This is a genomic window from Ensifer sp. LC384 (genome assembly GCF_001695865.1).
Classification (GTDB): Bacteria; Pseudomonadota; Alphaproteobacteria; order Rhizobiales; family Rhizobiaceae; genus Ensifer.
Map to the genome: position 1 here is coordinate 315394 of NZ_MBST01000023.1, position 14079 is coordinate 329472.

Sequence of the window (14079 nt, forward strand, 5' to 3'; positions counted from 1 at the left end):
CGGAACTAAAACAACAATTGTTAATACCAATTTGGGATCATCCCGGTCGTTTCGTATCATTCGCACGCCGCCGGGGTGATCTTGTGCCTGCCAGACATGCCTTCCACCTCGGGAAGAAGAAACTTTCCAGGGTTCTGACACCCAACTACCTTCCCGCGATCATTGCCTCTTTCGTCGTCCTGGTCGCCGGCATCCTCGCGGACAATCAGAACCAGGTGGTCTCCGAAGCGCGCGTGCGGTCGCAGGTCGCCGACGAACTGAACCCGATCCGCTCCAGGCTGGAAGCGAGCATCAACGGCAATATCCAGCTCGTGCGCGGCCTGATCGGCACGATCGTGACCGAGCCGGGCATGGGCCAGGATCGCTTCGACGCCCTGTCGCGCAGCATCTTCACCGAGCGGTCGCAGCTACGCAGCATTGCTGCCGCGCCGAACCTGGTCGTGCGCATGGCGTACCCCTTGCGAGGAAACGAGAAGGCGATAGGGCTCGACTACCGCAAGAACGATGCGCAGCGCGCCGCCGTCATGAAGGTCAGGGACACGGGGAGGATGGTGCTCGCCGGCCCGGTGGACCTCGTCCAGGGCGGACGCGGACTGATCGGCCGGTTTCCGGTATCGGTCGATACCGGTGGAGGCAGCAATCGCTTCTGGGGAATCGTATCCGCCGTCATTGACGTCGATCGCCTCTACAATGACAGCGGCCTCCTCTCCTCCAAGCTCGGCATCGATATCGCCATTACCGGCCGAGATGGGACGGGCAGCGACGGAACGGCCTTCTTCGGCGACCCCAGGGTTTTCGAACAGGCGCCGGTGGGCATGACGGTCCTGCTTCCCGGCGGCTCCTGGCGCATTGTGGCCGTCCCCAAGGGCGGCTGGCCGCACACGGCACGCAATGCCTGGTTCATCCGCGCGCTGATCGTTGCCGGCGGTCTGATGATCATTTTGCCGATGCTGCTGACCGGCCGGCTGATGAGCGAGCGGCAGAACAACATTCGCGCCCTCAGACAGAGCAAGGCGCAGTTGCAGGAATTGTCGCACCGCCTGAAGATCGCGCTCGATACGTCGCAGATCGGCATCTGGGAACTCGACATCGCCAGCGGCAAGCTGCTCTGGGACGAGCGGATGAAGGAGCTCTACGGCAAGACCGGATCGGTCCGCCAGGCCTATGACGACTGGAAGACGACCTTGCATCCCGACGATCTTGCCAGGGCAGAAGAGGAATTCGCCGAAGCCCTTGCCTCGGGCGGCGCCTACAATTCCGAGTTCCGAATCCGGCTACCGGACGACACCATCCGGCATATCCGCGCTATCGGCTCGACCTATGACGGCGCCGACGGGCGCAAGAAGATCGTCGGCGTCAACTGGGACGTGACCGCCGACATCAAGACCCGCGCAACCCTGTCGGAAGCCAGGCGCCAGGCTGAAGCGCACAGCGCCGAACTGGAAGCGGCACGTCACCGCATGGAATTCAATGCCCTGCACGACCCCTTGACCGGCCTGCCGAACCGGCGCTTCCTCGACCAGGTGCTTGCGGACAGAAGCCATCACTTCGATGCCGCGGCGAGGCTCAGCATCTTTCATATGGACCTCGATCGCTTCAAGCAGATCAACGACACGCTCGGCCATGCCGCCGGCGACGAGATCCTGCGCCACGCCGCCGAACTGCTGCGTACCAACGCCAGGGAGAAGGACTTCGTTGCCCGCATCGGCGGCGACGAGTTCGTCATCGTCCGCGCGGAGGATAGCGCTGAGCCAGACGCGCGGCTCGCGTCCTGCATCATTGAAGCCATGAGCGTGCCGGTTCGCTACAAGGATCAGGAATGCCGCATCGGCGTCAGCATCGGCATCGCAGCGCAGGCCGAGCCGACCGACGATCTGTCCCAGATCCTCGTCAATGCCGACATCGCCCTTTACGAGGCCAAGCGCCGCGGCCGCAACCGGCACGAAACCTTCACTGGCGACCTGAAGACTGCCGTGTTCAAGACCAAGCAGACCGCCGACGAGATCCTTCGCGGCCTCGAGCACAAGGAATTCATCGCGCATTTCCAGCCGCAGTTCTGTCCGAACACGCTTGAGGTCATCGGCGTCGAAGCGCTGGCGCGCTGGGACCACCCGACCAAGGGATTGCTGGGTCCGCACACCTTTCTTAGGACTGCCGAAGACATCAACGTCGTCGCCTCCATCGACCAGGCGATCCTGGAGCAGGCGCTGTTCCAGATTTATCGCTGGGAAGCCATCGGCATCCATATTCCGAAGGTCTCGGTCAACCTGTCCTATGCCCGTCTGCACGACGAAGGGCTGATCGACCGTCTCGAGCAATTGCAGATCCCGCGCGGCCGCCTGTCCTTCGAGCTTCTGGAATCGATCTCCTTCGACGAGAGCGACGTCACGGTGCTGTCGAACATCCGCCGGATCAAGGAACTCGGCATCGATATCGAGATCGACGATTTCGGCACCGGCTATGCCTCCATCCTCAGCCTGTTGAAGCTGACGCCGCGGCGCCTGAAGATCGATCGCCAGTTGATTCTGCCGATCCTGAATTCGCCGGCGGAAAAGCGCCTCGTCGAATCGATCATCGATATCGGCACCTCGCTCGGCATCGAAGTGATCGCCGAAGGCGTCGAAACGCTCGAGCACGCCCATATTCTGAGAGAACTCGGCTGTCATGGCCTTCAGGGCTATGTCTTTGCCCGGCCAATGAGCGCCAACGATCTCGCCGCCTTCGTTTTCGAGCGCAGGTGGCAGGCCGCCTGACGGCGCCTCCAGCCGGCTGCGACAGTTCGGCGCGCGAGCGAGCGGGCTAAAAAAGCGCTGCGCGCGCATTTTTCAAGTGCCGAGGCTTGGCAGCCCCAGGGAAAATCGTCATAAAAACATATGCCTGTTACCGCTATGCGGACCATGACGGCATCGTCTGTGACCGTTGCGTCAGCGATGGTTCTTGAGGGGCCTCGGCACCCAATCTCCATTATGCCCAAGAGAAGGGAACGGTACGATCGAATACGCGGGGAAATTGCTTTCTGTCTTCATCCTAGCCCCGTTCGCGGGAAGCCTCATTGCAATCTTCTTTCCGTCCGATCAACGCGGCGCAACGGCCTGGTTCGCAGGCGCGATCGCGCTTCTCTGTTTCCTGGTTGCTGCGGGCCTTTACCCCTTCGTCACCTCCGGCGGCGTTCTGCGCTATGAACTTGCCTGGATGCCGGAGCTCGGCCTCAACTTCACCTTGAGAATGGACGGCTTTGCCTGGCTGTTCACGGTGCTGGTGACCGCAATCGGCGTGCTCGTCGTGCTCTACGCCCGCTATTACATGGCGGCCGAAGACCCGGTGCCGCGCTTCCTTGCCCTGTTCCTCGCCTTCATGGGATCGATGCTCGGCGTCGTTCTCTCCGGCAATCTGATCCTGCTTGCGGTCTTCTGGGAGCTGACGAGCATCGTCTCATTCCTGCTGATCGGCTATTGGCACCACAACGCCCATGCCCGCGACGGTGCCCGCATGGCACTGACGATGACCGGCATGGGCGGGCTTTGCATGCTTGTCGGGCTGTTGATCATGGGCCGGATCGTCGGCAGCTACGATCTCGACGTCGTGCTCGCCTCCGGCGACACGATCCGCAATCACCCGCTCTACGTCACGATGCTGATCCTGATTCTGCTCGGTGCCTTGACCAAGAGCGCACAGTTCCCGTTTCATTTCTGGCTGCCGCACGCCATGGCGGCGCCGACCCCGGTCTCGGCCTATCTGCATTCGGCGACCATGGTGAAGGCGGGCGTGTTCCTGCTCGTGCGGTTCTGGCCGGTCATGGCCGGCACCGAGGCCTGGTTCTGGATCGTCGGGCTCGCCGGCCTGACGACGCTGCTTCTCGGCGCCTATTTCGCGATCTTCCAGCAGGACCTGAAGGGGCTTCTGGCCTATTCGACCATCAGCCACCTGGGACTGATCACGGTTCTGCTCAGCCTCGGCAGTCCGCTTGCCGCCGTCGCCGCGGTCTTCCACATCGTCAATCACGCGACCTTCAAGGCATCGCTGTTCATGGCGGCCGGCATCATCGACCATGAGACCGGGACACGCGACATGCGCAAGCTCGGCGGGCTCATACGCTACATGCCCGGCACTGCCGTGCTCGCCATGGTCGCCAGTGCTGCGATGGCCGGCGTGCCGCTGTTGAATGGCTTCATCTCCAAGGAGATGTTCTTCGCCGAAGCCATCGAGACGCACCAAGCCAACCTGCTCGATGCGATCACGCCCTATGTCGCGACGCTCGCCGGCATGTTCGCGGTGACCTATTCGCTGCGCTTCATCCACAGCGTCTTCTTCGGCCAGACGCCGAGCGACCTGCCCAAGATCCCGCATGAGCCGCCGCGCTGGATGCGTGCGCCGATCGAGTTCCTGGTGCTGGCTTGCCTCGTCGTCGGCATCATCCCGGCGATCACCATCGGCCCGTTCCTGCATACCGCCGTCGTGTCGATCCTTGGGGCGAGCACCCCACAGTACAGCCTCTCGGTCTGGCACGGCTGGAACCTGCCGCTGATCATGAGCTGCGTGGCGCTCCTCGGCGGCGTCGGCCTTTATTTCCTGATGAAGAACTATCTGGCGACCAGCACCGAGGGGCCGCCGGTCTTCCGCCTGCTGCACGGTCAGCGCATCTTCGAGCGGGTGCTGGTGACCCTGTCATGGAAATGGGCGCGTTCGCTCGAACAGAGGCTCGGCACGCGTCGGCTGCAGCCGCAGATGCGGTTCCTGGTCTTCGTGGCGATCGTCGCCGGCGCGCTTCCGCTGCTGCTCAATCGCTTCGAACTGCCGCCGCTCCTCGTGCGCGGCATCGACCCGGCCTTCGCCCTGCTCTGGACGATCGGCATCGCCTGCGCCGTAGGCGCAGCCTACCAGGCGAAGTTCCATCGGCTGGCGGCGCTCGTGCTTCTCGGCGGTGCCGGTCTCGTCACCTGCATCACCTTCGTCTGGCTGTCGGCGCCCGACCTTGCGGTCACCCAGCTCCTTGTCGAGATCGTCACAACGGTCTTGATCCTGCTCGGCCTGCGCTGGCTGCCCAAGCGCATCGAGGACACGCAGGAATTAGAACTGCTGTCGCTGCGCGTTCGTCTGCGGCGCCTGCGCGACTTTCTGCTCGCCATCGTGGCGGGCGGCGGCGTGGCGCTGATCGCCTATACGGTGATGACCCGTCCGATGCCCGAGACCATCGCCAGCTACTTCCTCGAGCGCGCCTACAAGGAAGGCGGCGGCACCAATGTCGTCAACGTCATCCTCGTCGACTTCCGCGGCTTCGATACCCTCGGCGAAATCGCGGTGCTGGCGATCGTCGCACTGACCGTGTTCGCGCTCCTGCTCCGCTTCCGTCCACAGGCCGATAGCCTCGAGGCACCGGAACAGCAGCAGGTGCAGAATGCCTTCGACGACGACCACCCCGATCGCGCCAAGGGCGACAGCGTCGCCGAATATCTGTTCGTGCCATCGGTGATCATGCGCTGGATGTTCCCGGTCAGCGGCATGCTGGCCGCCTATCTCTTCCTGCGCGGCCACGATTTGCCGGGCGGCGGTTTTGCGGCCGGCATCGCCATGTCGATCGGCTTCATCCTGCAGTACATGTCGGGCGGCACCCGCTGGGTCGAGGAGCGGCTGCGCATCCACCCGCTGCGCTGGATGGGCATCGGCATCATCGTTGCGGCGGCAACCGGCATCGGTTCATGGCTGTTCGGCTATCCGTTCCTGACCTCGCACGCGCAATATGTCACCCTGCCGATCGTCGGGAAATTCCCACTGGCAAGCGCGATCTTCTTTGATCTTGGTGTCTTCTCGCTGGTAGTCGGGGCAACCGTCCTCATCCTGATCGCGCTGGCGCATCAGTCGATCCGCGCACCGCGTGCCCATGCCCGTGTCCTTCGCGCCGGAAAGGAGGCGAAGTAATGGAGATCATCCTGTCTGCCGCCATCGGCGTTCTCACCGCCTCGGGCGTCTATCTCCTGCTCAGGCCGCGCACCTATCAGGTGATCATCGGCCTGTCGCTGCTCTCCTATGCCGTCAATCTCTTCATCTTCAGCATGGGGCGGCTGCGCGTGAACGCGCCCCCCATCCTCGATCCCGGCGGCGTCGGCGATCTCTCGCGCTACACCGATCCGGTGCCTCAGGCGCTGGTGCTGACCGCGATCGTCATCGGCTTTGCCATGACGGCGCTCTTCCTTGTCGTGCTGCTCGCCTCGCGCGGCTTCACCGGCACCGACCATGTCGACGGAAGGGAGCAGCGCAGTGACTGATTGGCTGCACCACCTGATGATCCTGCCGATCCTGCTGCCGCTGATGGTCGGCGCGGCGATGATCCCGATCGACGAGCGCAACCGCATGGCCAAGGGCGTGATGGGCTTCGTCTCGACGCTCGCCCTCTTCGTGCTCTCCATGGTGCTGATGCGCGCTAGCGCCTCGACGGAAGGCTTCCTTGCCGGCACCAGCGTCTACCAGCTCGGCAACTGGCCGGCGCCCTTCGGCATTGTGCTGGTGCTCGACCGGCTCTCGGCGCTGATGCTCTGCCTGACGAGCGGCCTGGCGCTGGCCGCCCAGGTCTATTCGATCGCCCGCTGGCACACCGCCGGCCATCATTTCCATTCGCTGTTCCAGCTGCTGATCGCCGGTCTAAACGGCGCGTTCCTGACGGGAGATCTTTTCAATCTCTTCGTCTTCTTCGAGATCATGCTGGCGGCATCCTACGGCCTGCTGCTGCACGGCTCCGGTCCGCTGCGCGTCAAGGCCGGCCTGCATTATGTCGCAATCAATCTTGCCGCCTCGTCGCTGTTCCTGATCGGCGTCAGCCTGATCTATGGCGCCACCGGCACGCTCAACATGGCCGACCTTGCCGTCGAGCTCGCCAGCATTTCGCCGGAGAACCGCCAGATGGTCGAAGTCGGCGCCGGCGTCCTCGGCGTCGCCTTCCTGGTCAAGGCCGGCATGTGGCCTTTGAGCTTCTGGCTGCCGACCGCCTATTCGGCGGCGACGCCGCCGGTTGCGGCCGTCTTTGCTGTGCTGACCAAGGTCGGCATCTACGTCATCCTGCGCCTGTCGCTGCTTGTCTTCGGCGCCAATGCCGGGGTCTCCGCCGGCTTCGGCCAGACGCTGCTGGTCGTCGGCGGCATGTTGACGATCGCCTTCGGCGCGATCGGCGTGCTCGCCTCGCAGGCGATGGCCCGGCTTGCCGCCTATTCGGTGCTGGTATCCTCAGGCACGCTGATGGCAGCAATCGGCCTCGGGCATTCCAGCATGATTGCCGGCGCGCTGTTTTATCTCGTCAGCTCGACGCTGACGATCTCGGCGTTCTTCCTGCTGATCGAATTGGTGGAGCGCGGCCGCGACGCCGGCGCCGACGTTCTGGCGGTAACGATGGAAGCCTATGGCGATGCCGACGAGGACGAGGAAGTGGACGAAGCCGGCGCCGCTATTCCCGGCACAATGGCTGTGCTCGGCCTCTGCTTCTGCCTCTGCGCATTGTTGCTTGCCGGCCTGCCGCCACTTTCGGGCTTCGTCGCCAAGTTCGCGATCCTGAGCGGTCTGTTCGGCCTCGCCGACCCCGAGGCCGTGTCGGCAATTTCGGCTGCCGACTGGACCTATGTCACATTGCTGATCCTGTCCGGCCTCTCCGCCATGATCGCCATGAACCGCGTCGGCATCCGCACCTTCTGGGCCTCGATCGAAAATACCGAGCCGCGCGTCTTCGTCATCGAGATTGCCCCTGTCGTGGTGCTGCTCGGCGCCTGCATCTTCCTGAGCCTGCAGGCCGGCCCGACGATGCGCTACATGCAGGCGACGGCGGATTCCCTGCTCGATCCGTCGATCTATACCCAGCGCGTCCTCAGGGCGCCGCGTGTGGGAGGGCAGTAGCCGATGCGCACCTGGTTCCCCTACCCGCTCCTGTCCGTCGGCCTGCTGCTCATCTGGCTGCTCCTCAACCAATCGGTTGCCACCGGCACCATCGTCATGGGCACGATATTGAGCGTGGCGCTCGGCTGGGTGACGCTCAAGCTCAATCCGACCCGCTCGCATCCACGCCGAATCCTGCGCACGCTGCGCTTTAGCGCCAGCGTTATTCTGGATGTCGTCCGCTCCAACATCGCCGTCATGCTTGTCATCCTGCGCGTCGGCAGGCGGGCGCCGAACTCGGGCTTCCTGACGGTTGACCTCGATCTCGAGGACGAGAACGCGCTCGCCCTGCTGGCCTGCATCATGACGGCGACGCCGGGCACCGCATGGCTCGAATACGATCGCCGCAGAAAGTCGCTGCTGTTCCACGTTCTCGACATGGAAAACGAGGACGTCTGGCTGCAGACGGTGAAGCGCTACGAAGCAGGTTTGAAGGAGATGTTCGGATGACGGAGCTGGCAATCATCTGGTCGATCCTCGCAGCCCAGATCATGCTGGGGCTTGCCATGGCCTTTGCCCTCTACCGCATGGTCAAGGGGCCACGGGCGCAGGATCGTATTCTCGGCCTCGATACCCTCTACATCAACGCGATGCTGATGCTGTTGTCCTTCGGCATCCGCACCGCCAACAGCATCTATTTCGAATCGGCGCTGATCGTGGCGCTGATCGGCTTCGTCTCGTCGATCGCGTTCGGCAAGTTCCTGATGCGCGGGGAGGTGATCGAATGAGCCACCTGACCGACCTTCCGACCTGGGCCGCCATTGTCGTCTGCGGCCTCGTCCTTCTCGGCTCGGCGATCGCGCTGATCGGCTCGCTCGGGCTGCTCAGGCTGCCGGATTTCTATACGCGCCTGCATGCGCCGACGCTTGCCACCAGCGGCGGCGTCATCCTCATCTGCACCGCCTCGATCGTCTGCTTTGCCGTGCTGCAGAGCCGCTGGGTGTTCCACGAGGTGTTGATCATCGTCTTCGTCATCATGACGACGCCGGTGACACTGATGCTGCTCGGCCAGGCCGCGCTCTATCGCGACCGCGTCGAGGAACGCCGCGGCGTCCCGCTGAAGCAGAAGCCACTTCCCGAACCGGCTGACGAATAGATTTATTCGCGCCCCCTGAACCGCCGCTGATAGGCGGGATCGTAGAGCGAGCTTTCGCGGAAGTCGGAGGCCTCCAGGCCCGGACCGACGAAGATCAGCGCGGTACGCTCGATCGGTTCCTCGGCCGCCTTGGTCGCGATCGTGCCTAGTGTGCCACGCACCACCCGTTCATCCGGCCACGACGCCTTGACGACGATCGCCACCGGGCATTCGGCGCCATAGAGCGGCGTCAGCTCCTCGACGACCTGGTCGAGCGCATGGATGGCGAGATGGATGGCAAGCGTCGCACCGGTGGCGCCGAAGCCCGCCAGCGTCTCGGTGTTGGGCATCGGCGAGGCCCTACCGGAAACCCGCGTCAACACCAGGCTCTGGGCGACGGCCGGAATGGTCAGCTCGCGGCCGAGCGTTGCAGCCGCCGCAGCAAAGGCCGGCACCCCGGGCGTCATCGTGTAGCCGATGCCGTGTTTCTCCAGCCGGCGGATCTGCTCGGCAACGGCACTCCAGACCGAGAGATCGCCGGAATGCAGCCGGGCGACGTCCTCGCCCGCTTCCGCGGCGCGCACATACTCTGCCTCGATCTCGTCGAGCGACATCGGTGCCGTATCGACAATGCGTGCGCCGGGCGGGCAATATTGCAGCAATTCCGGCGAGACGATCGAGCCGGCATAGAGGCAGACCGGGCAGCGTCCGATCAGGTCGCGACCGCGAACCGTGATCAGGTCCACAGCCCCCGGACCGGCGCCGATAAAGTGTACCGTCATATGTCTCTCCGAACTTTTTGTAGCGTTTCCCGAACGCTCTATCTCATTATTTTCAAGCAATTCCGAACGCAAAACACTCCGCCCTTTCGCTGGAATTGCCCTAAAGCACATCGCGTATGAACGGGTTCATGCGATGTGCTTTAGGCCATTGTTCTCACGAATGTCGTTGTCCCGAAACCGCTGCGCACTTTCGGGCGACATGCATCAGGTCTTGGCCCAGGACCATTGCGTGACCGGCATCGCCGGCCGCCAGCCCGTCATGCCGCCGACCGGCGACGCCCGGGCGATGTCGATGCGGATCAGCGAGCCACCGAGCCGCGCATGCCGATTGAGCAGCACCGCTTCCATCTCGGTCGTCACGGCGTTGGCAACGAGCCGGCCGCCGCTGTCGAGCGCAGCGATGGCCGCGTCCATGACGCCAGGCTCGCTGCCGCCGCCACCGATGAAGATCGCATCGGGACGCGCCAAGCCCGAAAGCGCCGCCGGCGCCCTGCCCTCGACGACGGTAAGACCGGGTACGCCGAACGCCTCGGCATTGCGGCCGACACGGGCCGCCCGCTCCGGCGAGGCCTCGATGGCGATCGCCCGCATGGCCGGATCGGCCAGCATCCATTCGATGCCGATCGAGCCCGAGCCGGCACCGATATCCCAGAGCAGCTCACCCTTGCGTGGCGCCAGCGCCGACAGGGTCAGTGCCCGCACCTCCCGCTTGGTGATCTGGCCGTCATGTTCGAACAGCGTATCATCGCGCCCGGCGGAAAGCGGTAGCACCCGCCCGCCCTGATCGGCGGCCACTTCGATGGCGCAGACGTTCAGCGGATGGACCAGACCGAGCATGAAACGCGAGGCAATCTGCGTGGTCACGCGTTCGCCGGCACCGCCCAGCGCCTCCAGAACCGTAAGTCGCGACTGACCGAAACCACTTGCCGCGAGCAGCTCGGCGAGCGCCTTCGGCCCCGCTCCATCCGAGGTCAGCGCAAGCACCCGGTTGCCCGGCTGCAGGTGTGGCCGCACCAGGTCTATCGGCCGGCCGTGCAGCGACACGAGCGTTGCCTCCTGCAGCGCCCAGCCGAGACGCGAGGCGGCAAGGCTGAAGGAGGAGGGAGCCGGAAGCGTGCGGATTTCAGTCGCCACAACACGGCGCGCAAGCGTGGCGCCGACGCCGAAGAAGAAGGGATCGCCCGAGGCGAGCACGACGACCGGGCTGCCGCGACGTGCGACGATCTCCTCGACAGAGCGGCCGAACGGGCTCTGCCAGACGCGGCCCTCGCCCTTTATCAGCGAGTGCGTCAGCTCCATGTGGCGGGCACCGCCGTAGACGATGGGCGCGGCGGCAATCAGCCGCTTGGCCTCGTCGCCGAGACCGGCTACACCATCCTCGCCTATGCCGATGATGGTCAACCAGGGGGAGACGATGGCCGGATCGCTGTTCGATACCTCAGCCATGGAAAAACCTCGCATATTGATTCTCGGCGGGACGACCGAGGCGCGGGAGCTGGCGTCTCGCCTCGCCGACGACACCCGTTACGAAACCGCGATCTCGCTTGCCGGCCGCACGGCCGATCCGCGCCCGCAACCGGTCAAGACCCGCATCGGCGGTTTCGGCGGCGCCGAAGGGCTTGCGGCCTTCCTCAGCGACGAACAGGTCACGCTGGTCGTCGACGCGACGCATCCCTTCGCCGCCCGGATTTCCCATAACGCCGCCACGGCGGCAAAGGCTGCGCAAGTGCGCCTGCTTGCCCTGCGCCGCCCGCAGTGGCAGACGGAAGCCGGCGACAACTGGACTGGCGTCGGCAGCGTCGCGGAAGCCGTCATCGCACTTGGCGACGTCCCGCGCCGCGTCTTTCTCGCCATCGGCCGGCAGGAAGCCTTTCATTTCGAGGCAGCACAGCAGCACAGCTACGTCATCCGCAGCGTTGACCCGGTGACGCCGCCCCTCAAGCTGCCGGATGCGACGGCGATTCTTGCCACCGGCCCGTTTGCCGAAACGGACGAGATCGAGCTGCTGAGGTCCCATCGCATCGACGTCATCGTCGCCAAGAACAGCGGCGGCAGCGCCACCTATGGAAAGATCGCAGCTGCCCGCAAGCTGGGGATCGCGGTGATCATGGTCGAGCGCCGCAAGCCCGCCGACGTGCCATCGGTCGGAGACTGCGATGCCGCGCTCGAACACATCGATCAATGGCTGTCTCCCGCGTAGAAGCGCGGCGTATAGACCAGATCCGGCTGGCCTTCGCGCGCAACGATACGCGTCTCCGGCGAGCCGATGATGACGCAGGTCGCCATGTCGGCGCGGTTGGCATCGGCCTCGCCGAGCGGCATGACGGCGATGCGCTCGTCCGGCCGGCCAGCGGCGCGGCCGAAGATCACGGGCACCGATGCCGGCAGCACCCCCCGCAGGATCTCGAATGCCTCGCCAAGCTGCCAGGGTCGTGCCTTGCTGATCGGATTGTAGAGCGCGATCACCAACCCGGCTTCCGCCACCAGCTTCAGCCGCTTGGTGATGACGTCCCAGGGCTTCAGGTTGTCGGACAGCGAGATCGCGCAGAAATCGTGGCCAAGCGGCGCGCCGATACGCGCGGCAACAGCCAACATCGCGGTCACGCCAGGCGTCACGACGAGATCGACCGCTTTCCATTCCGCCGGTCCCTTGTCGATCGCCTCGCAGACGGCAGCCGCCATGGCGAAGACACCGGGGTCGCCGCCGGAGACCATGCAGACCTTGGCACCGGCTGCAGCGCGCGTCAGCGCCGCCTGCGCGCGGTCAAGTTCCTCGCGATTGTCCGAAGCGATGCGGATCTGGTCAGGCCTGAGGTTCAGGCGATCGAGATAAGGAATGTAGCCGAAGAATTCCTGCGCCTGCGAGACCGCCTCAGCGGTCTCCGGCGTCATCTGCGCGGCATTGCCGGGGCCGGTACCGACGACATAGAGCGTGCCGCTCATGGCCTGTCCTTCCATCCGGGAACGAGCACGAGCGAGAAGTAAGGCGCCTCGTCATCGGGCTTTTCCGCAAGTGCTGTCATCGCCGCGTTCCTCATCGTGCCGCGCTCCACATAGACGGCCTGGTCGAGCCGGCCGGAGGCGGCAAGCGCCCGGCGGATCTTCGGCAGGTTGCGCCCGACCTTCATGATCACAGCGGCCTCGGTATCGGCAAGGCGTCGACCAAGCTCACCTTCCGCCATGGTGCCCGGCAGCACCGACAGGACATCATCGCCCTGGACCAGCGGCAGGCCTGCGAGCGACCAGCAGCCAGACATGGCGGTGATGCCGGGGATGACTTCAACCGGGAACCGCCCGGCAAGCCGCACATGCAGGTGCATATAGGAGCCGTAGAACAGCGGATCGCCCTCGCTCAGCACCGCGACGGTTCGCCCGGCTTCGAGATGGCTGGCGACCGCATCGGCGGACGCGTTATAGAAGTCGGTGATCTGGCTCTTGTAGGCGCCGTCGTCCTTGTCGATCTCGGTGGTGACGGGATAGTAGAGCGGCAGCTCGACGAGACCCGGCTTCAACAGCCCCTCGACGACGGCGCGGCCATTGCCGCTGCGGCCCGCCTTGGCAAAATAGGCAAGCACATCCGCCTCGCCCAAGGCCCTGACGGCCTTGACCGTCAGCAGCTCCGGATCGCCGGGGCCTGTGCCGACGCCGATCAACCGGCCCTTGGCCGCCCCGCTCACAGGCCCGGCCTCGCGAGCGAATTGAGCGCGGCGGCCGTCATGGCGCTGCCGCCGAGGCGGCCGCGCACGATGGCGAAGGGCACGCCATAGGAGTTCTCGGCCAGAGCATCCTTCGATTCCGCCGCGCCGACGAAGCCGACCGGCATGCCGATGATCGCTGCCGGCTTCGGTGCGCCATCGCGCAGCATTTCGAGCAGATAGAAAAGCGCTGTCGGCGCATTGCCGATCGCAACGACGGAGCCGGCCATATGCTCGCCCCAGAGCTTCAGCGCCGCTGCCGACCGCGTATTGCCGATTTCGGCCGCCAGTTCCGCCGTGCGCGGATCGCGAAGCGTGCAGATCACCTCATTGCCGGCCGGCAGGCGCGCGCGCGTGACGCCCCGCGCCACCATCTCGGCGTCGCACAGGATCGGTGCGCCGTTCTTCAGGGCGCCACGCGCAGCGGTGACGAAATCGGGAGAGAACACGAACTGCTTCGACGCCTCGACGAGGCCGCAGGCATGCACCATGCGCACCGCGAGATCGGCTTCTTCCTCGGAGAAGGCGGAAAGGTCGGCTTCTGCCCGAATGATGGCGAAGGAACGCTCATAGATGGCGTTGCCATCCCGGATGTAATCATACTCAGGCATTT

The 14079-nt window shown here is 64.7% G+C and carries 13 protein-coding genes; 8 read left to right on the forward strand and 5 right to left on the reverse strand.

The annotated features are described in order from the left end of the window. Positions 1–83: 83 nt before the first annotated feature. The 7 genes from BC363_RS19120 to mnhG all read left to right on the forward strand — a co-directional run bounded on the left by BC363_RS19120 (position 84) and on the right by mnhG (position 9010). Positions 84–2753 (forward strand): EAL domain-containing protein, encoded by a 2670-nt coding sequence (locus BC363_RS19120; protein ID WP_065781061.1) that lies wholly within the window; start codon positions 84–86, stop codon positions 2751–2753. A gap of 238 nt (positions 2754–2991) precedes the next feature. Next, complete coding sequence (locus tag BC363_RS19125; RefSeq protein WP_348272159.1) at positions 2992–5916, forward strand: monovalent cation/H+ antiporter subunit A; 2925 nt, start codon at positions 2992–2994, stop codon at positions 5914–5916. Next, entirely contained in the window at positions 5916–6263 is a 348-nt protein-coding gene (locus BC363_RS19130) for a Na+/H+ antiporter subunit C (RefSeq protein ID WP_065781158.1), read from the forward strand. Before BC363_RS19125 ends, BC363_RS19130 begins: the two co-directional genes overlap by 1 nt. Next, on the forward strand, positions 6232–7875 hold the full coding sequence (locus BC363_RS19135) for a monovalent cation/H+ antiporter subunit D (protein ID WP_065781063.1): 1644 nt from the start codon (positions 6232–6234) through the stop codon (positions 7873–7875). The genes BC363_RS19130 and BC363_RS19135 overlap by 32 nt, the downstream gene beginning before the upstream one ends. Positions 7876–7878: 3 nt before the next feature. Continuing rightward, positions 7879–8364, forward strand: coding sequence for a Na+/H+ antiporter subunit E (locus BC363_RS19140; RefSeq protein WP_065781064.1), 486 nt, complete (start codon positions 7879–7881; stop codon positions 8362–8364). Next, entirely contained in the window at positions 8361–8642 is a 282-nt protein-coding gene (locus tag BC363_RS19145; protein WP_053252119.1) for a K+/H+ antiporter subunit F, read from the forward strand. Before BC363_RS19140 ends, BC363_RS19145 begins: the two co-directional genes overlap by 4 nt. Then, entirely contained in the window at positions 8639–9010 is a 372-nt protein-coding gene (gene mnhG, locus BC363_RS19150; RefSeq protein WP_065781065.1) for a monovalent cation/H(+) antiporter subunit G, read from the forward strand. Before BC363_RS19145 ends, mnhG begins: the two co-directional genes overlap by 4 nt. Positions 9011–9012: 2 nt before the next feature. On the opposite strand, the gene cobM is transcribed toward mnhG, so the two are convergent. Both cobM and cbiE read right to left on the reverse strand, forming a co-directional pair. Next, positions 9013–9771: a precorrin-4 C(11)-methyltransferase gene (gene cobM, locus BC363_RS19155; protein ID WP_065781066.1), complete on the reverse strand. Its 759-nt coding sequence runs from the start codon at positions 9769–9771 to the stop codon at positions 9013–9015. 204 nt (positions 9772–9975) lie between these two features. Further along, positions 9976–11217, reverse strand: a complete 1242-nt coding sequence (gene cbiE, locus BC363_RS19160; RefSeq protein WP_141690371.1) for a precorrin-6y C5,15-methyltransferase (decarboxylating) subunit CbiE — start codon at positions 11215–11217, stop codon at positions 9976–9978. Here cbiE and BC363_RS19165 point away from each other — a divergent pair. Next, a complete protein-coding gene (locus BC363_RS19165) occupies positions 11186–11971 on the forward strand; it encodes a cobalt-precorrin-6A reductase (RefSeq protein ID WP_065781159.1) in 786 nt (261 codons plus the stop codon). The two genes, cbiE and BC363_RS19165, sit on opposite strands and share 32 nt — an antisense overlap. On the opposite strand, the gene BC363_RS19170 is transcribed toward BC363_RS19165, so the two are convergent. Genes BC363_RS19170 through BC363_RS19180 form a run of 3 tightly spaced genes read right to left on the reverse strand, consistent with a single transcriptional unit; the run spans position 11950 to position 14077 of the window. Further along, positions 11950–12714 (reverse strand): precorrin-3B C(17)-methyltransferase, encoded by a 765-nt coding sequence (locus BC363_RS19170; RefSeq protein ID WP_065781068.1) that lies wholly within the window; start codon positions 12712–12714, stop codon positions 11950–11952. The two genes, BC363_RS19165 and BC363_RS19170, sit on opposite strands and share 22 nt — an antisense overlap. Then, positions 12711–13448, reverse strand: a complete 738-nt coding sequence (locus tag BC363_RS19175) for a precorrin-2 C(20)-methyltransferase (protein WP_065781069.1) — start codon at positions 13446–13448, stop codon at positions 12711–12713. The genes BC363_RS19170 and BC363_RS19175 overlap by 4 nt, the downstream gene beginning before the upstream one ends. Continuing rightward, the gene (locus BC363_RS19180) at positions 13445–14077 is read right to left on the reverse strand and encodes a precorrin-8X methylmutase (protein ID WP_065781070.1); all 633 of its coding nucleotides are present in this window, start codon (positions 14075–14077) and stop codon (positions 13445–13447) included. Before BC363_RS19180 ends, BC363_RS19175 begins: the two co-directional genes overlap by 4 nt. Positions 14078–14079: the final 2 nt, after the last annotated feature.